Origin of the sequence: Acetobacteroides hydrogenigenes, from assembly GCF_004340205.1 — a bacterium.
In the GTDB taxonomy this organism is placed as follows: domain Bacteria; phylum Bacteroidota; class Bacteroidia; order Bacteroidales; family ZOR0009; genus Acetobacteroides; species Acetobacteroides hydrogenigenes.
The window spans coordinates 124,799-144,702 of record NZ_SLWB01000001.1; the positions used below are offsets into that span (position 1 = coordinate 124,799).

The 19,904-nt window shown below is 48.0% G+C and carries 10 protein-coding genes; 2 read left to right on the plus strand and 8 right to left on the minus strand.

Annotated elements, in window-relative coordinates; translation table 11 throughout:
* Positions 1-175: 175 nt before the first annotated feature.
* The 7 genes from CLV25_RS00415 to CLV25_RS00445 form a co-directional block, all read right to left on the minus strand.
* Positions 176-889, minus strand: a complete 714-nt coding sequence (locus CLV25_RS00415) for a hypothetical protein (RefSeq protein WP_131837656.1) — start codon at positions 887-889, stop codon at positions 176-178.
* A gap of 170 nt (positions 890-1,059) precedes the next feature.
* Entirely contained in the window at positions 1,060-2,280 is a 1,221-nt protein-coding gene (locus CLV25_RS00420; protein ID WP_131837657.1) for a TCR/Tet family MFS transporter, read from the minus strand.
* A 1,607-nt stretch (positions 2,281-3,887) separates the two neighbouring features.
* On the minus strand, positions 3,888-7,025 hold the full coding sequence (locus CLV25_RS00425; protein ID WP_131837658.1) for a PDZ domain-containing protein: 3,138 nt from the start codon (positions 7,023-7,025) through the stop codon (positions 3,888-3,890).
* Between the two features lie 244 nt (positions 7,026-7,269).
* Positions 7,270-8,265, minus strand: a complete 996-nt coding sequence (locus CLV25_RS00430; RefSeq protein ID WP_131837659.1) for a diacylglycerol/lipid kinase family protein — start codon at positions 8,263-8,265, stop codon at positions 7,270-7,272.
* A gap of 179 nt (positions 8,266-8,444) precedes the next feature.
* On the minus strand, positions 8,445-10,439 hold the full coding sequence (gene gyrB / locus CLV25_RS00435; protein ID WP_131837660.1) for a DNA topoisomerase (ATP-hydrolyzing) subunit B: 1,995 nt from the start codon (positions 10,437-10,439) through the stop codon (positions 8,445-8,447).
* Positions 10,440-10,628: 189 nt separating this feature from the next.
* A complete protein-coding gene (locus tag CLV25_RS00440; protein ID WP_131837661.1) occupies positions 10,629-12,326 on the minus strand; it encodes a TonB-dependent receptor in 1,698 nt (565 codons plus the stop codon).
* Positions 12,327-12,332: 6 nt separating this feature from the next.
* Positions 12,333-15,407 (minus strand): tetratricopeptide repeat protein, encoded by a 3,075-nt coding sequence (locus CLV25_RS00445; protein ID WP_131837662.1) that lies wholly within the window; start codon positions 15,405-15,407, stop codon positions 12,333-12,335.
* 274 nt (positions 15,408-15,681) lie between these two features.
* Here CLV25_RS00445 and CLV25_RS00450 point away from each other — a divergent pair, with 274 nt between their 5' ends.
* On the plus strand, positions 15,682-16,377 hold the full coding sequence (locus CLV25_RS00450) for a cell division ATP-binding protein FtsE (RefSeq protein ID WP_131837663.1): 696 nt from the start codon (positions 15,682-15,684) through the stop codon (positions 16,375-16,377).
* A gap of 317 nt (positions 16,378-16,694) precedes the next feature.
* Here CLV25_RS00450 and CLV25_RS00455 read toward each other — a convergent pair whose 3' ends face one another.
* Entirely contained in the window at positions 16,695-18,539 is a 1,845-nt protein-coding gene (locus CLV25_RS00455) for a glycoside hydrolase family 13 protein (protein ID WP_131837664.1), read from the minus strand.
* A gap of 364 nt (positions 18,540-18,903) precedes the next feature.
* Here CLV25_RS00455 and CLV25_RS00460 point away from each other — a divergent pair, with 364 nt between their 5' ends.
* Positions 18,904-19,902 (plus strand): cation diffusion facilitator family transporter, encoded by a 999-nt coding sequence (locus CLV25_RS00460; RefSeq protein WP_131837665.1) that lies wholly within the window; start codon positions 18,904-18,906, stop codon positions 19,900-19,902.
* The last annotated feature ends 2 nt before the right edge of the window (positions 19,903-19,904 follow it).

A 19,904-nucleotide genomic window follows, 5' to 3' on the forward strand; every position in this document is an offset into this window, starting at 1 on the left:
TTATTGTTTTTTTGTAGTGTCGTTTTAAAATTACCGCCAACGTGTAACAATATGGCCAGAAAGGAATTGCGGGCGATTACCTATCAAGTTACACGAAAAGTTAAAGCGGGCTGCAAACCTCCGTATACCACCGAAACCCTTATTGGCTATATTGTGTGTTGGCGGTATGTGCATTTTATTTACTTATTAATCCAAGTCCTTTTATATCTGTCCGTTTGTCAAGTAAAGTCGGGTCAATACTCCAATTACCTGCAATAGTCATTACTAATTGTTCGTCTGGAAATACTAAATCTTCTCGGTCAAAATAATTATCCTTTTTTGCTTCTTCGGAAAAAGTATCAATCAAGTTGTATTTTTTCTCAATTTCGGTTGGTTGACCTTTAATCACAATATTTTCTCCCCTCTCTCCAAGATAAGAGTATATCCTATCAATCTTGCCGTTTGTTGATTTAATCCAACAATGATACTCTACAACTCTATGAGTACAGAAGAATTGAGCTTCTCCAAATTGTTTGCTTAATCGGTTTAATAAATCAGAAACTTGGTCAATACTTTCTTTACTGTCTCCTGTCGGTAAGCCCATTCCTACAATCAGTGTCCAATTATCAATCACTGGCGTTATAAATATTGCATCCTTGTAGGCTTTATCAATCCCGTTTTTCCAATTTGAAGGTTTAGTCTTTTTTAATCCAATCGTTTGAGCGACTAATTCTTGGCTGTCTGTTTTAACAGCAATCCACATTATTTTATATCCAAAACCTACAGGTGTATCAGGATTAGATTGAGCTTTTAATTGACCAAATCCTTTATTAATCAATGGAACTATCACAAGAAATACAATCACCCAGATTATTATTGACCCAATATTCATTCTCTTATTTTTAATCATAATGTTACAATTTTGTAGCATCTTTTTGCATTACCGCCAACGTTCGCGGGTATAAAACGTGCCGGATTGCGTGCTGCGTCTGTATCCGCCGTAACAAACCACGATGCGGGACGAAATGTTGCAAACCCACTTAAACCGGCATGTTTTATGACCCGTTGTTAGCGGCTGCCTTATTTTTTCATTTTGTTTTTTTTGAAACTTTTAATCAACAAAATTAAACTAATCAGTGTAAGTAAGGCTGCAATTAAAAAAGAAATGCCTGGAAAATAAATTGCAGAATTCTTACCTGTAAAATATGAGAAGCTACTTGTCATTAGCGGCGGGGCAATGAGTGTTGTTAAACCCATTAAACTGCCAAGACTACCTTGCAATTCTCCTTGTTCATTGTCGGGTATAATAGAAGACGTAATACTTTGAATAGCCGTTCCCTGAACTCCACCAATAATATATATTAACAATGCTCCTAAAAGCAACCATTGCCACTCTGTAAAAGCAAAAAGAAAAAATCCTGTCATCATAAGCATGAGACCAAATACTGCCATTCGTCTGTCGCCAAGTTTCTTTGCCAAAATGCCGACTAGCCATAACTGAACAATAATTGATAACAAACCTATCACGGCTAATGAATAACCAATAAGCGATGTATTCCATTTAAATTTTTCAATTGTGAAATAAGCCCAAACGCTTTCCATGCTATGGTTTGCTATTGATACAAAAATCATTGAAAGTAACAATGTATTTATCAATGGGAATTCACTTAAATGCTTTAGAGAACCAAATGGGTTAGCCCTTTTCCACTCAAATGTTCTACGGGTATCAGTATTTAGCGATTCGGGAAAAAAGAAATAGCCAAAGGTGAAATTGATAAAACTAAGTATGGCTGCAACTATAAAGGGAGTATGCGTTCCGAACCGACCTAATGTTCCTCCAATTACTGGGCCAATAATAAATCCCAAACCGAATGCTGCGTTTACAATCCCAAAGTTTTTTGTTCTATTTTTCTCGGTACTTATATCCGCGATGCAGGCAGATGCTACAGAATAACTTGCACCAGTTATTCCTGCGATTGTCCGCCCAACAAAGAGCCACAGAATATTAGGTGCAAAAGCAAGAAAAACACAGTCAATGCTGAAGCCAAACAACGAACTTAAAATCACTGGTCGCCTTCCATATTGGTCACTTAAATTGCCGAGAATTGGTGCAAACACAAATTGCATAGCGGCATAAGCAAATGAGAGCCAGCCTCCATATTTAGCTGCCGTACTTATATCGGAATGAAGTAAATTAGTTAAAAGTTGTGGAAGTACAGGAAATATTAAACCAAAACCTGCCGTGTCAATTACGACCACAACAATAATGAATATTAGCGTTGAATTTTTATTCGATTTCATCTTATGAAGCAATTAAATTCACATTATGCTTTCAGAGAAGCATAATACAATTTGTTTAACAATAAATGCATAACAAAAGTCCCAATCAGAATTGATTGAGAATAAAGATTACGATATGGAGTTATTATTGCCTCATAATGCCACAAAGATAAAATTTTTTTTGAGAAGTTTTATTATTAGAATTGTTTATTGGTTATCAAAGGGTGCTGTTTTTTTTAAGGTTCTGACTAACGTTTTTGTAAAACGCTGTTTTTGTGACATTTACAACTCCGCAATTTAATCTCCATTCTCATGCCTATTTTTGCCCTCTTAAAACGTTCGCCCAAGTAATCAATGTCTCTGGTATAGGGTGGATTGCCGCTAACTTACTTATATATGCACCTTCATCCTCCAAAAGGTGCATATATACACCCAAATCGGTAGGTATTGTATACCTTTTCCGCAAAAGAGGTGCATCTATCTATACCGTAAACCCCAGCAACCCCGAAAGGGGCGCACACGAAGCGTTGTTCTACTACAATACTTATCCTAGGTTTACGATTTAAAAATAGATGAGCGAAATGTAGCTAAAATATCCTACGGTTGTTCGGTAAAGGTTAAAAAGTTGTAGCGTTCTATCGGCAGCTGTAGCCATAGGATGGGCGGGTAGTACCGTTGTTTGGTTCAGCTTCATCGTTGGTCTAACAGGTGGGCAGAGTAGTGCTTTGGGCTATATTTTTACGGCTACGGGTAGGCCTGATACTGCTACGGGCTAGCCCGTAGCTTCTTGAGGCTAGCCTGTAGCTCCTTCGGGCTGGCCCGGAGTTCCTTGGGGCTGACCCGGAGTTCCTTGGGGCTGGCCCGTAACTTCTTGGGGCCGACCCGTAGCTTCTTGGGGCCGACCCGTAGTTACTTGGGGCTAGCCCGTAGCTCCTTGGGGCCGACCCGTAGCTCCTTAGGGCTGACCCGTAGACGTAAAAAACTTAGAGCGCAAAACACTCAACAACTTGATAGACAACAATTAAATTACTCCAATAAATTCGAGGTATCGTATGGCAAGGTCGGTGCTAACCGTATGCGTTTTGCTGAGAACGCTGCATCGGTGGTTGTTTACAGTGTTGGAGCTAATGGGAGACATACCTACCGGTTACGGATGCAGGTCTCCTTTGGGCTTCTCCAAATACCCATAGAGTAAAAAAATAGAGGCTTTGAACTTCTCGGAGCATGATCGGAGAAGCTCCAAGCATGTTTCGGAAAGTTTGAAGCATGATCGGAGAAACTCCAAGCATGTTCCGGAAAGTTTGAAGCATGTTCGGAGAAGTTCCAAGCATGTTCCGGAAAGCTTGAAGCATGATCGGAGAAACTCCAAGCCTATTCGGAGATAGGGAAAGAGTGCTTCTAATCTCAGATTAAAGAAAACCCGCCAAGCAAGATCAAAGGCTATCTTGCTATTTACCTATTGTTTACAAAATGAAGCCCATTAAAAAAACATCTATCCCTACTGAATAATCAGAGTTTTTAAAGGCATAGGGTTTTCTAGTACAGCCCATACAAGATGGTACCACAAGAAGAAAGGGCCACCTCAACGGGTAGCCCTTTCTTTGTATCAATAGCAACACATGCTGCACCTACTTGCCGCAAACCTGGATTACCCGGCGCAGGATTTCGCCCGGCCGAATGAAGGTGATGTAGCAGCAGCCCCCTTTTTCGTCGCTCGTGAAGGAGCGCATCAGCTCGCGAGCCTGCCAGGGCTCCAGCTTCTCGACAGGGATGCCATCGATGTGGGTAATCACGTCGTTGAGCTGCAAGCCACTTCCCTCGGCGGGGTAGCCCTTTAGCACCGCGGAAACTACGAGCTTGCCCTTGGTCCAGTCGTCCTTGGTGCTCGGATCGTAGCCGAAGCCTATACTCCGCTCGCCGTATCCGGGCAGCTTCTTCATGCACTTCTGCGCCTTCTTCACGAATCGAGACGCCTTGCCCGAGCTGGAGTGGGTGAAGGCCGCTATTAGGTAGAGCCGCTTGGCGCTGGTGTAGTAATCCCACTTGTAGTCGTACTTGGCCGCGTTGGGGTAAACAAAGTCGATTACGTTGGTCAGGTTCTGGCGAAACTTGCCGTTGGGGAAGCAGGCCAAGTAGAAGCTGAGCTTATGATGATCGGACGGAGAGGTAAAGCCGAACGAGTACCCGCGCATTTCGCTGTACACGAACTCCTCGAGCTTGGGCAGGATTACGGCCAGCTTCTGCTGGTCGGCTCCCACCAGCTCGCCCGCCTCATCGTAGGCTTTCCGAGCATTGTACCGGTCCTTTTTTTCGAGGAAGAGCTGGTCGGCATTGGCGAGCAGCGCCTCAAAGAGGCGATCCTTCACCTGGGCATCCTTAATGATGTTGTAAGCGTCCCTATAGCTCCGAATGGCGCTGGGGTAGTCCTTTCGGTTGAAGTAGGTATTGCCCCACATCTTGCTATCGAGGAACGAGGAAACCTCGTTGGCCTTCTTCTGGGCTAGCTTCTGGTACACTGAGTGGGACTGCTGGGCCGCCCTGTTGTACCAGAAGGAGGCCCAGTAGTAGTTGGGTTCGCCGCAGCGGCCGTAGCGGCAGATTTGGCCGGTGAGGAACATAGCGCCATCGGCATCCGGGTTATCCCGCTGCGTCTGGCTCATTTCGTAGGCCTTTTTGAAGAGTTCAGCAGCCTTATCGGCATCTCTTCGGAAGTTTCCAAGGCCATCGAGGTAATGGTAGGCGGCTAGGGTAACGCCCTCCCAGTCGTTGGCCTCCACGGCCCAAGTCAGGTACTTGGCCGAGCGGTTCGGATCGGGCTTCACCCTACCTAAGCCGGTATAGTAGAGCAGCCCCGCCTTACCGCAGGCCTTGGGGTGCTTCTGCTCGGCGCTGCGCGTAAGCTGCTCCATCGCCCTTCGGTAGAGCTGGCTCCTGTAGAAGACCATGCCCAGCTGGTACTGCTCCTCGGCGTTGCCGCTCAGGGCGGCGGCCACGCGCTGGTAGCCGAGCCCCAAGCCGTCGTACCGCTGCTGTAGCGCCTGTACCTCGGCGTACTTTTCTTTTATGGGATAGCTGGCGTAGGTGCTCAAGTAGCTGTTGATGGCCTGGTGCATGGGCAGCAGCAGCTCCAGCGAGTCGGTATGCGGATAGGTAAGGAGCTTATCGTAGGCCCATATCTTGAGGTAGGCACCCTGCTCGGAGCTACCCCCGGGCTGACGTTCGGTATCGAAGAGCTGCTGTAGGGCAGCGTCGTACTTGTCGCTGGCAAAGAGCTGCTCGGCCCCCTCGAAGCTGGCCTTTAGCGCAGGGGCCACAGCGGGCATCGGCTTGGGCAGCACCGTGGCCACCTTACCCGCGTACGCCTTATCCTTAAAGGCTACCCCTGTTTTCTGCAGCATGCTCATAAACAGCTGCCGGGCCTGCTCGGCCTCGTCGTAGGTGCTGTAGGCTCCGTGCAGAATGCAGGAGGAATAGAACGTCAGCCTCAGCTCACCCTCTACGTTGGAGGTGTAGGGCCAAGTACCGTCGGCACGTCGGCCCACCTCAAAGGTTGGGGTGATGAGGAACGTGCAGGTGTTGTCCTTGAGCATGTCGCTGCTGAACGAGTAGCCAAAGTAGTAGAGCTTATCACTCGAGCCCTGCTCCGACGATAGCGGAATGTCCGAAGCATTAAACTCGTTGACGATGGCCAAACGGTTCTGCCCAAGCAGGGTTGCCTGAGCAGCCTTGGCCTCCTGCTCGCGTCGGCGCTCCTCGGCCTTCTGGCGCATGCGCTCCTCGTACTGGCGCTCGAGTTCCTCCTTCTCGCGCTTCTTGCGGGCTTCGTTCGCCTCCCAAGCGCGATCCTTGGCAGCGCACTCCGCCTTCCACTTTTCATTCTCTATGCGGTTTTTCTCGGCGATTTGTACCCAGGTGTTCATCATATCCTGCGCACCCTGCTTCACCTTGTCGAGCATCTCCTGGGTTTCGCGCTGCGAGTCCTTGTAGTAGTTATTGGCCATTTCACTCTCGAAGCGGCGAGCCTCGCCGGGCGAAGTTTGTCGGATGGTCTGCTGCTGGCGGCTGCGATCGGTTTGCTGCTGACGAGCTCGCTCCTGAGCCGCCCGTTGCTGCTGTTGCTGCTGCTGTTGCTGGCGCTGCTTGCTCTCCTCCTCGAGCTTGCGCTGCTTGGCCTGCAGCTCGGCCATCCGCTGCGACTGCGACGAGCCCGTTACCGTAGTGGTTGGTGTGCCGCCACCTCCAGTGCCCGACGATTGAGAAGTATTGGGCTTGTCGGCATCGAGCCCGCCCGAGCGCACCAGCGACACGCCGGCAACCGAGAAGCCCTTTTTCCATATTTCCTTGGTCTTTTCGGCCGAGTAGCCGAGGCTGTTGCCCTCCGAGTCGCAGAAGATCGACGTCCACGAGGGCGATCCGCCCGTGTTGTGGCCGTACCCCTTACCCGAAACGGGGCAATCGCCGCCGCTGCGGATGTAGCCCACCACCTGCGAGCTGCCTTTGGCAACGCAGCGCAGCACGATAAAGTCACGGCTATCGAAAAAGTTGGCAGGAGTATTGGCGCCAGCCGTCCACTTAAACGATATGCGAACAAGAGGCTCGCCCATTAAGGAGGTAATCCTCCAGTTGGCGGTTAACGATTGGATGCTGGCGCAGCTGTTGGGGCTGTGGCAGTGGCGTAAGCCGGAAACCGTCATCTCGCCCTCGCCTTGGGCAAAGAGGGAGATAGCGGCTACCAAACTCAGAAAAAGAAGAGCGGCTTTTTTCATGGTAAGCGGTGTGATTTTTTTAAACGGATTGCTGTTGTTCAATTATAACCTCTCCCACCCAACTACTACCGACAAGGGAATAGAGCATATACTGGAAAAGACGATTACAAAAGATGGCGCAAAATTAGCTTTATTTTTAATAATACCAATCGGCATAGCACCATCCATCAGCGGTTTAACCTGAAAGATCGCACAAAAAAAGCCATCCTCAACAGATGGCCAAGCAGCGGCACTTTAGCGGCAGCTAAGGGTGCGCACAACAATTTACCTTAGGCGAATTTTCGCTACTTGAGACAAGCGCCTTGCAAACGGCCTTCGCCCGATCTGCATCAACGAGAAAGCGAACGGCACCTGGCAGCAGCTCCACCTCCAGCGGCGCGGCGCCCAGCACCTCGCCGTCGAGCTCCAGCGGGCAGTCCATCGTATCGGAGAGAATTCTGCATTGGGTTACATCTACGTAGTGTACTTCGGGGTGGATTACCGGCTCGGCTTTCCGCAGCTTACCGGTGAATCGAAGAAAGGTTAAGGCCGATACGCGCCCAACAACAACTAGGTTGAGTACGCCATCGTTGATAATGGCTCCAGGAGCGATACCCAGCCCGCTGCCAAAGTAGCGCCCATTAGCCATGCAAACAGCCATTGCTCGTCCTCTAAAGCGGTAGCCGTCGGCCTCTATGGCCACCATCCTCGGCCTACGGAAAAAGATGGTACAAAAACCTCCAATCCAAAAGGCAATTTTTGGCCCAACCAGCCGTTTTAGCCTCTCCACCATTAGAACGGTACTGGGACCAATGCCGATATCGCCGATGTTAACGAAGTAGCGAACTGCAGCCAACCCGTTGGGCTGCGTATACTGCACCTTCCCCACATCCGTCGAACAGGTATCCCCCCTTTCAATCTGCGCATACAATTCCTCTACCAAAGCCGAAGCCCCAACTGAGCGGGCAAAATCGTTACCGGTACCCCAAGGAAGAACAGCAACAGCAACGGCCCTACGCTGTGCTTCGGAGAGCGACATCAGGCCATTTACCACCTCGTTTACGGTGCCATCGCCACCTACGGCCACCAAATATGAGCAACCATCCTCCACTGCAGCAGCCGCTAACCGTTCAGCATCTCGGCTGGCCGAGGTGTACCGGATAGTTGTTTGGTAACGAGCACCAAAGGCAGCCTCTATTTGGCTCACCAGGTTTTCTGCCCGTTTCTTCTTAGAGTTTACTATAAAACAGATTGTCTGCATGCGGATTTTAAGTGGGGCAAAGGTAGCAGAATTTAAGGAAGGCTTAACGACTGAACAACTATTCTACCATGGCCTATGAATAGAAAACAGCTAAACATGCAACACCTTTCGCTAAAAAAAGAGGAAGGCTTAGCACCCTCCTCTTTAATATCTAAAGTCTATTGTCTAACAGTTGGCTATTACGCATCTATCTTGGCGTACTTCGCATTTCGCTCGATAAACTCGCGGCGTGGAGGAACCTCATCGCCCATGAGCATCGAGAAGATACGATCGGCCTCGGCAGCGCTGTCAATGGTAACCTGACGAAGAATACGATTCTCAGGACTCATAGTGGTTTCCCAAAGCTGCTCGGCATTCATCTCTCCAAGACCTTTGTATCGCTGAACGTGAACCGAGCCTTCGCGACCGCCGCTCATCTCCACGCTAACCCTATCGCGCTCATCCTCGTTCCAGCAGTACACCTGCTTATTGCCCTTCTTAACCGAGTAGAGCGGTGGAGTGGCAATGTATAGGTATCCTTCCTTAATCAGATCGAACATGTATCGGAAGAAGAAGGTCATCATCAGGGTCGAAATGTGGCTACCGTCTACGTCGGCATCGGTCATGATGATGATTTTGTGGTAGCGGAGTTTAGCTAGGTTAAGTGCCTTGCTATCCTCCTCGGTTCCGATACTAACGCCAAGCGCAGTAAACATGTTCTTGATTTCCTCGTTCTCGAAGATCTTATGCTGCATGGCCTTTTCCACATTCAGGATTTTACCACGAAGCGGCATAATTGCCTGGAATTTGCGGTCGCGACCTTGCTTAGCCGTACCACCTGCCGAGTCTCCCTCGACGAAGAAGATCTCGCACACGCCAGGATCGCGCTCCGAGCAGTCGGCCAGCTTACCGGGCAGCCCCGATCCCGAAAGAACGGTTTTACGCTGAACCATCTCACGCGCCTTACGGGCTGCGTGACGGGCAGTAGCCGCAAGAATCACCTTCGAAACAATCTGTCGGGCATCCTTTGGATTCTCCTCGAGGTAGGCCTCCAATGCTGCGCTGGTTGCCTGATCTACGGCCAACGAAACCTCCGAGTTTCCCAGTTTCGTCTTGGTTTGCCCCTCGAACTGAGGCTCGGCAACCTTAACCGATACAACGGCCGTTAAACCTTCGCGGAAGTCGTCGCCGTTAATTTCGAACTTCACTTTGCTGAGTGCTCCCGATTCGTCGGCATACTTTTTAAGGGTACGCGTTAATCCGCGACGGAAACCGGTAAGGTGAGTACCTCCCTCTATGGTGTTGATGTTGTTTACGTACGAGTGAACGTTCTCCGAAAAGCTGGTATTGTACTGGAAGGCAATCTCCACAGGAACTCCGTTCTTTTCTCCTTCAATAAAGATAGGGTTTTCGGTTAGCTTTTCGCGGGTTCCGTCAAGGTAATCAACAAACTCGCGCAGGCCTAACTCAGAGTAAAAACTGTCATTTTTATAACCAGAGACCGATGATCCATCCTCCAAGATTTGCTCCTCAACTTCGCGTCTATCCTTAATATTGAGGCTAATCCCCTTGTTTAGGAAAGCTAGCTCTCTCAAACGAGCCGACAGGATATCATAGCTATACTCGGTTGTTGTAAAGATTTCAGCATCGGGCTTAAAGGTGATGGTAGTTCCGGTACGGTCGGTATCACCCATAATCTCGACTTCCGTCATTGGCTTTCCTTGGCTGTACTCCTGACGGTAGTGCTTACCATTGCGGTAGATATCGGCAACAAGCTTTATAGAAAGCGCATTTACGCACGACACCCCCACCCCGTGAAGGCCACCAGAAACCTTGTAGGAATCCTTGTTAAACTTACCACCGGCATGGAGCACGGTTAGCACCACTTCAAGGGCCGATTTCTGCTCCTTTTCGTGAAAATCGGTAGGAATACCACGACCATCGTCCTCAACGGTAATGGAGTTATCTTCGTTTATGTATACGTTGATGTTCTTACAATATCCGGCAAGAGCTTCGTCAATAGAGTTGTCTACTACCTCGTAAACCAAGTGGTGTAATCCACGGACTCCCACATCGCCAATGTACATCGACGGACGCTTGCGAACTGCCTCAAGCCCTTCGAGCACCTGAATACTATCGGCCGAGTAGCTATTGTTTGAATTGAGTTCATTGTTTTCTGCGTCAAGATTGCTCATTACTTGCAAAAATTTATGTTTTTTGATCGTACTATTCATGTAAAAATCCTGCCTAAGATTAATCCTTAATTAACTTAGGCAGGATTACATGCAAATATAGCAATTATATCCCAAAAACGAGCCAATAGCAACCTTTAGGGCAAAAGATTATTGCTAGCTTTTAACAGCTTAACCTAGCCCCAGCCAGTGCTAAAACGAGTAACTAGCCCCTACTACGCCATTAATCCCGTAGGTTCTGTACTGGTAGTAGGTGTCCGAATTGCTATTTAGCAGGTTGTTGATATTGATGAAGGCATGAATACGCTTGGTGAATTGGTATTCACAACCAATATTAACGTCAACAAACGAGCTTAACTTAACAGCAGGCATCCTTGGCAAGATAAGTTCACCCTTGCTGTTGTAGTTGTCCATCCATCTTACGTAGCGCGATCCAACGGTAAATACAGATGCCTTAAACGTCCATTTCTCGTTATGGCGGTAGGCTGCATCAACCGACGATTCGAAGGCTGGCATACCCCAAGCCTTTGCCTCGTTATCCAGCGAGTAACTGTAGACCTGTGCGCGCACACCAATATCCAAGAAATTCTTTACGGCTAGGGCAATCTCACCGCCAAAGGTTGTCTTCGACATATTATCGTAAATCACGTTGAAATTGTTATAGTAGCGCTTGCTTCCCTTCTCGTTAAGGAAGAAGAACTGATGATCGATCAGCTCGTAGCCACCCCAAACGTTGTACGATACAGAGGCGCTTACATTACCCTTTATTCCTCCAGAGAGTACCATCTTATGCGCCGTATTTTCCACGTAAATCCCCGGCATTACAAAAGAATTTTCAGAGGTAATCTTCTTGTAGGAGTTCACCTCAAGATAGCCTCCAACCTTAACATAGGGAACAAAAAAACTACCAGCAGCATCGAGGGTCAAATGCCCCATAGGGAAGAAGTAGCTTCTAGTGTTATTGCCCCACACATCGTTGGTAAAGTTCACCCCAATTGATGCCGTATAAAAACTTCCATACTTGCGTAGCATTGGCAAAACCGAAACTACCGTATTCGACACGGTATCGAAACTACCCGATTTGCCAACGTGCAATATATTCAAGCCAGCACCTAAGTAGTCTTTCTGAATATACTTAAAGACTTCACCTCCTACCGAAACGTGATTTTCACCAAAATCAGACTTATCGTTGTAGTAATCGTAGCCAACCGATGCTTTGTAGTTGATGTGAGTAGAGTCTAGGTAAAACGACTTTAGGTTAACCTCTGCTCTAATATTATTAAAATACTGCGTTAAGGAATCTTTATTGAAGCGGAACGTAGGCTTAGCCATCTGGGCCGAATCAATGCCATAAAACAGGTTCCGATTGTGGCTATAGGATACTCCTCCGCTTAAAATTGCACTACTAAAGATCTTCTTTCCAAAAAGGGCAATCTCATTCTTCGAATTATTTGTTGGAACCTTAGGTCCTTTTTCCAACTCTACCTTGCCCGTTGAAGCGCGATGCTTAAAGTAGGCACCATAGCTGTAGTCTTGGTTCCGCGGACTATTGTAGTAGATATCAAAAAGCGTGGTAGAGTAGTTGCCAATACCGCCTCGAATAAAGAAGTCGTACAAATCGGTTTTCGGTTCGTCCACCAGCTTTGCCGCTGCAATAGGCTTTACCGGAAAGTACGACTCTAATGGTTTCGAGAATATGGAGTACTTAAAGTTAGGGGTTAGCTTAAGCGTATCCGTAATCTTAGGCATTATGTTTAGCTTAGAAGCATCGTTGATGGTAGGCTCGTACGAACGGGTTACCTCAACCTGCTTGTTAAGCGTTTTCTCTTGGGTTTGTGCAAGCGCAGCTACGGGAGCCAGCGCAAGTAACGTGTATAGAATCTTCTTCATCATTGCTTACTTTTGAATAACCTCAACCGGTGCTTGTTGAACGTTCTGCTTTGCCTTTTCGATCTCTTCGATCTCCTTCAGCAGCTTATTTGCTTCATCAACTACCCCATCATCCTTTACGGAGTAACCATCCAGAACACTTTGGATCGTTGCTTTAGCTTGGAAGGCATCATTTTTATCCATGTACAATCGTCCAAGTATCAAGAAACTCTTTCCGATCCAGTACTGGAATGGAGTATTCATATCGGCAAACTCGAACACTTCCTTCTCCACCGCATCAAGCTTCTTTTGCTGATAGGAGATTTGAATCTTCATAAACTTAGCCTCGGCACCCTCTTTGGTACGAACGTTGGTGGCAATCTGAGCAAATTCGGCAGAAGCACCATCCAAATCTCCCAAACCGTAAAGCGACTTAGCCTTTACGTAATGGGCCTCACGAAGCAGCTCTGCCGAAGCCTTTTCGGTTGATAGCAGCTTAGTTGCGCCATCTGCTGCCTGCTGGAGCAGCTTTTCCTCGTTGGCGCTTCGCATCATTCCAACACGCGCTTCAAGTAGGGTCGACTTATTCTCGGCATTAACCTCCAACTTTTCGTAGGCTGCTAATGCCTCCTTATAGTTCTTTAAGCCAAAGCTTATATTAGCATACTTTTTAAGCGACACCTCCGAGAATTGGTTCTTTGGCATTTCGCTAACGTACTTGTAGGCTGTAGCAGCATCGCCAAGGTTTCCGCTTCGCTCTTGGCAATCGGCCAGATAGAAGTACGAGTTTAGCAGGAAGTCGCCATTAGGGAAGGTTGCTATGTACTTCTTAAACCCTGGAATTGCCTTGGCGCAGTCATTAGCCAAATACGCGCGCTCCGAAGCAGAATACATCAGCGAATCCTTTTCGGCCATGCCAAGGCTTACATCCTTACCCAACTTCTGAGCATAGGTAAAGTATGAATCCACATCATTCTTATCGACATAAATTTCCTTTATAGCAAGAAGCGAATTCTTAGCCTCGTTGGTTCCAGGGAAATCTTCCACAACCCTTTTATAGTACTCAAGCGCCTTATCGTCGTCGTTCTTGTTCACGTTAATCAAGCCTAACTCTACAAGAGCCTTTATATAGTAGTTCGACCCCTTATTCTTATCCACCAGTTTCTGGAATGTTTCCTCTGCCTTGTCAAACTGCTCGATTTGAGTGTAAGTGCGACCTATTTCAAACAGGGCATCGTCTACAAGCGGTGATTTTGGATACTTCTGAAGGAAGGTATTCATCGACTCGATCTTTCGCTCGGGACGATCGACCAAGCCAAGCGCGAAGCTACGCTGATAAAGTGCGTAGTCGGGATCGGAGGCGTTGAGCGCATAAGCCTTATCGTAGTTCTCAATTGCCAGCCAATACTTTCGCTCGAAGAAGAGAATATCAGCTATACGATTGTAGGCATCGGCCAATGCTGGTTTCGAAGGAACTTCTTGGAAGCTGGTATACTTACGAAACCAGACCATACTCTCGTCGTACTTCTTTTGCTTAAAGGCACTATAGCCTAGTCCATAGTGGGCAAGCTTATACTCTGACTGATCGAAGGCACCAGCAGCAAGCAAGAACTCACCATAAAGCCTCTGGGCGCTATCGTAGTCCTCTAATCGGTAGAAGCTCTCGCCCTTCCAATACTTCGTCAGTGCTCCAAGCGTGTGATTGTAGCTCGAGTTCTCTAACGACAAATCGAACGATGCAATTGCATCCTTAAAGTTCAAGTTCTGGAATTGCTCCAGCCCGCGATAGTAGGCAACGCGCTGAATGGCCGACTTCGTCTTGACGTCCTGCTTCTTTATCTTTTGCAGCGATTCGAGCGCGGCCTTGTAGTTTTTCGTATTGGTGTAGGCAATCATCAGGTACTCGTAGGCATCGTCAACGCGTGGGCTATTGGGATACTTTTCGATGTAGCTGTTAAATGCCGTGATGGCCTCGTTAAACGGATTATAGTTAAGTTCGAAGGTTAGCTTGGCAAAGTTGAAAAGCGCGTCTTCCTGAATATCCTTATCGAAGCTCATTTTAGATGCCATGCCGAATGCCTGAAGGGCTTTTTGCTTGGCATCGAGCTGCATTTGGCTATAGGCAAGGTGGTAGTAGGCGTTTTGGCTCAACGAGTCGTCGCCAGAAACAATACGCTCGAACGACTCTACCGCCTTTTTATGGTTGTTTGCCTTAAAGTTGATGAAGCCGATCAGGTAGCTATCCTCTCGGGTTATGTTCTTGGCCTCGTCGGCATAGCGGTTGATGTAGGGCAAGGCCTCGGGGTACATCTTCAACCGGTAGTACGACTCGCCAATTAGGCGCGATATCTCGGCAGAACGCGACTGCGTAGACGATTCGAGCAGCTTTGGCCCCTGCTCTATCACCTTTTCGTAGTTGCGCTGGATGTAGTATATCTGAACGATATAGTAGGGCGCAATTGGCCCAAACGACTCATCGTTGAGCAGCACCGTAAATCCTTTTAACGCGGTAGCGTAGTTCTTCTCCTCGTAGGCAATCTGCGAGTAGTAGTAGGTTGCCGGCGACGAGTACTTGTTATCTACATCCTTTATGGCGGCAAAAGATTGCGCCGCCAAGTCCTTCTTGTTAATGTAGTAGTACGACAGGCCTCTCTTAAAGAAGCACTCGCACTTATCGTTGAATCCAAGGGCATTGGTTTCAACCCTACCATACCAGTAAACCGCATCGGCATACTTCTTTTGCTTGTAGTAAAGATTTCCTAAAGCAAAGTTTGCATAGTTTACCTTTTGGTTTTCGGGATAGTGCATCACGAAGCTACGCACCTCGCGTTCGGCATCCCGATTTTCGAGATGAACGCCGCACATTGCCTTGTAGAACTCGGCATTCCCCTTCTGCATCGTATTTTTGGAGCCTACCGCCGAAAGATACTCCTCGAAAAGATGCTGAGCGGATGCATACTTTTCCTTCTCGAACAACTCCAGCGCCTCACGATATAGGCGCTCCTCACTTCTATTGATCTGCGTGGTTTGTCCTATTCCTGAGTAGCTTACAATCACAAAGAATAGGAAGGAAACACAACCTTTAGCTAAGTTTTTTACCATTGACTTGAGAATAGATTCTGCCTAAAAATAGAAAGTTTTGTCCGAACATCGTGCAGCAACCTAAATTTTATAGCTGCGAGCACCCCGATTCTCTCCACTTTATTTATTTATTTTGTAAGCGAATGCGAACTAAAACATTTACTATTTTTGAATGGCAATTCGCTATGCCAGCCTTCCTTCCCAAACCCTAGGGGAAGGTGTCGCGGAGAGATGCTTTCGGAACAAACCGCTCAGACAAAGGCTTAGCCTCTTAGGGTCTTAAAAAACTACAGCAATGGCATTGAACACAATTATTGAGATAAAGAATGCGGCCATATACCAAGGCAACCACATGGTGCTGAACAACGTTAACCTAGAAGTGGAAAAGGGGCAGCTTGTCTACCTTGTTGGCAAGGTGGGCAGCGGAAAGTCTAGCCTGATAAAGGTTCTTACCGCCGAGATAGGCATAAAAGAAGGGGAAGGCTCCATTTGCGGATTCGACCTTAGAAAGATACGAAACAAGGAAATTCCAATGCTCCGCCGTAAGCTGGGGGTCGTTTTTCAGGATCTTCAGCTGCTAAACGATCGTTCGGTGCGCGAAAACCTTGAGTTCGTTCTTAAATCTACCGGATGGAAGAACAAGTTTGAGATCGACAAACGCATCAACGATGTCCTCGAAAAGGTAAAAATGGAGCTCAAGGACTACAAATTCCCGTTTCAGCTATCGGGCGGCGAACAGCAGCGCATTGCCATTGCCCGTGCCCTACTCAACAACCCCGAGGTGCTTTTAGCCGACGAACCAACGGGCAACCTAGACCCCGAAACATCGGAAGACATCATGAAGCTGCTGCTCGAGATCAGCATTACCGGCTGCACCGTTATTGTTGCAACCCACAACTACAACCTCATTAAGAAGTTCCCTTCTAGGATCATTCGTTTCACAGAGGAGGCCATGGTGGAGGTTAATCCGAATACAAGCATCGACTTATAGTGCTAATCAAGAATAGATCAAAGCGGGGTAGGCTCTTAGAAGCGCTACCCCGCTTTGGCGTTTAGCCCCAAGAGCAGATGGGTGGTCGTAGGATAAGGATCTGCCGAAACAAAACATCACTCTTTTGCTCGGGTAAATGATTTATTCGAGTTAAAAAATCATTTATTCGATCGGGCAAGTCGTTCATTCGAGCGAGAAAATGATTTATTCAGTCGAGGAAGTCGTTCCCTAAGCAGGGTCAAGGCTAAAAGAGGGTGCCTGTAGCATGTCAGACACCCTCTTGGCAGTACCTTAATATGTGCAGCTTCTTGAATCGGCTAGCGCACCCTTACGATAGCGCCCCATTTAGGCGATATGCTGAGCGTTAAGCGCCCCTTCGCCGAACTGTAGCTTTGGCCGTTAAGCAGATCCTTCATTTGCCTACCGCTAACTCCAGCAACGCTTACCGTTTGCGCCTTGCTGGAGTTGTTTAGGGCTACAATAAGCCTACGCCCCATATACTCGCGCTCAAAAACGTAAACATCCTTAGCATCATCGGCAATAAGCGTCTTGATGGAGCCCAATTGCAGCGCAGGATTAGATCGTCGAATTTCAACTAGCTTTTTGTAGTGCGCCTGAAGGTCCTTGTTTACCTCCACCCTATCGGGGGTGCGCTTGGAGCCATCTACGTTGTACACCTCATCGGCGTAGGCAATGTCGTCCCAAACCATTGGCTTACGGCAGTCGGGATCGTTGCCGCCCCACATGCCAACCTCATCACCGTAGTACACCATAGGCGCTCCAACGTAGGTCATCTGCATAATCACAAAAAGCTTTTGCAGCTGCAGCTCCTCTGCATTAGGCTTACGAACGCTATACTTCGGATTATTTGCAGCCTGCGACTTGCCAAAATACTCGCCCCAGCTGCGGAAGTTGCCAACACCACGGTTTACAATGTGCGATCCAATTCGGTTGGCATCATGGCTGCCAAAGAGGTTTTGCACCACATAGGCAACGCCCTGTGGGTAGTACTCCCTCAAATCTTTCAGCTTTCTATCGAACTGCGTTGCGCTGATGCGCATCGTATCGGGATTAAAGAAGAACTCGGCACAGGTAAAGGCAAAGTTGTAGTTCATTTCGCCATCAAACTCATCGCCCATCAGGTAAGGCTTAACCTTTTCGGGAGTTTCAACAATCTCTGCAGTCAAATAGGCTTCAGGATTGATGGAACGAACATGCTTGCGCCACTGCTTCCAGAAGGGATGTCCAATGCAGTAGGCCACATCCAGGCGCCAGCCATCGATGCCATACGCTGTTCCCATGCCCTTCGGGTTCATCCAGCGCTGGGTTGCGGCAAATATGTACTGCTTGGGGCCATCAACAATGCCATTCTCATCCTCGCACAGCTCGGGTAGCGACTTCACTCCAAACCACCCAACGTAGTCGAACGTGGTTCCCTTAGCGCTATCGTCGTACGACTTAACCGTAAACCAATCCTTATATGCCGACTGCTGCTGGTTCTTCTTCAAGTCTCGAAATGCGAAGCTGTTTATCCCTAAATGGTTGAAAACGCCATCGAAGATGATACGAATACCACGGCTGTGCGCCTCATTAATAAGCTTTAGCGCCAGCAAATCGGCCTTGGTCCACACCCAAGTGGATGGATCCAATGGATTTTCCTTTTCCATTAACACCCTATCGCCTACCGGATCGGGGCCTAGATTTGGGTCAATGTGGTGATAGCTGGCCCCATCGTACTTGTGCGACGAAGGCGAGTCGAAAATAGGGTTAAGGTAGATAGCGTTAAAGCCCATACCCTTTAGGTAGTCGAGCTTTTCGATAATACCCTGCAAGTCGCCCCCATAGCGACGACGAAGAATATGCTTCCAGAGTTCCGGTTCGCCGTTAGCCTTTTCGTAGGGCTGACGCTCGTACCAGTCGCTACCCCATGGGTGCACCTGCCACTGCTTGGGCGGATCGGAAGGATCGGCCCCCTTAATGTCGTTCACGGTTGGATCGTTGGTGGGATCTCCATTACGGAACCGTTCGGGAAAGATTTGGTACCACACCGCGCTCTTAGCCCATTGAGGGACAAACTCTGCTGTTTGGGATGGCTTCTTTGCCACCGATTGCTGCGCCAGCGCAACCAGCAGCACAACACAAGGTAAGGTTATTCGTTTCATGCTTCTGCAAGATTTATTGTAACTACTCAGCACCCTATGGAATCACAACACACGCCGCACGCATCACGAAAATCGAAAAAACGTTGTAAGAACCATTACTATGTAAGCCCTCGTTATCCATGCTATGTGAGTCGACCTCCTCAATGCCAGTAGTTCCGATTTATTTCACGTCCAAATTTCGCCTGTTTAATCTTCTAATAAAACAGGAAGAACAAGCCACTATACATAATGCGCCCCATCTTATATCAACAACCAAATTGCAACATTAAAGGAAGCATGTCCACCAGATAAAGGCATTGCTGGCTTCGGTTAGCTTTTTTTGGTAAAGTAGGCTAGCCCTTCTATCTTTACACAAAAAAACATCATGCAAAACAATGCCCAGCAGAATATAAGCGCACAAAAGATAGTTGCCGTTGTAGCCGTATCGCTCTTTGCCATCAAAACGGCAGCGTGGTACATTACCGGATCTGTAGCCATTTTTACCGATGCCATGGAGAGCATCGTAAACGTGGTTGGCGGCGTTGTTGGCCTATACAGCCTTTACCTTTCTGCGGTTCCGCGCGATAAGAATCACCCCTACGGACATGGAAAGGTTGAGTTCATATCGGCAGGATTCGAGGGTGCGCTAATTGCCATTGCAGGAGCGCTCATTATCTACAAATCGATACTGGCCCTTATATCACCCACCCCATTGGCTAAGCTCGACTACGGGATCTACCTTGTGCTCTTCTCGGCAATTGTAAACTACGGCGTTGGTCTAATGGCTATCCGCCAAGGCCGAAAGACCCGATCGCTAGCCCTTGTTGCCAGCGGCAAGCACCTTCAATCGGACACCTACACCACCCTAGGCATCATCGCTGGACTAATCATCCTTAAGCTTACGGGGAAAACTTGGCTCGATGCCGTTACCGCGATGATCTTTGCAGGATTAATCATCTACCAAGGAGTAAAGATTGTTCGGCATGCCCTTGCTGGAATTATGGACGAAGCCGACACGAAGCTCATATCCGAAGTTGTTGAGCACATCAATAGCAACCGCCGGATGCAGTGGGTAGACCTCCACAACTTTCGAATTGTAAAGTACGGAGCGGTGTACCATATAGACTGCCACCTAACGGTACCTTGGTACATCACCGTAAAGGAAGCGCACATCGAGGCCAGCCAACTCGAAGGCCTTATCGTTGAAAAGTTCGGACCTAACGTAGAGATGAGCGTGCACGTGGAGGACTGCCACCTTTCGGCCTGCTCGATATGCGAGGTGAAGGACTGCATCCATAGAATTGCACCTCTCAACCAACGAGTAGAATGGACATCGGAGAATGTGGCAAACGCCAAGCGCCATACCGGAAACGAAACACGGTAAAA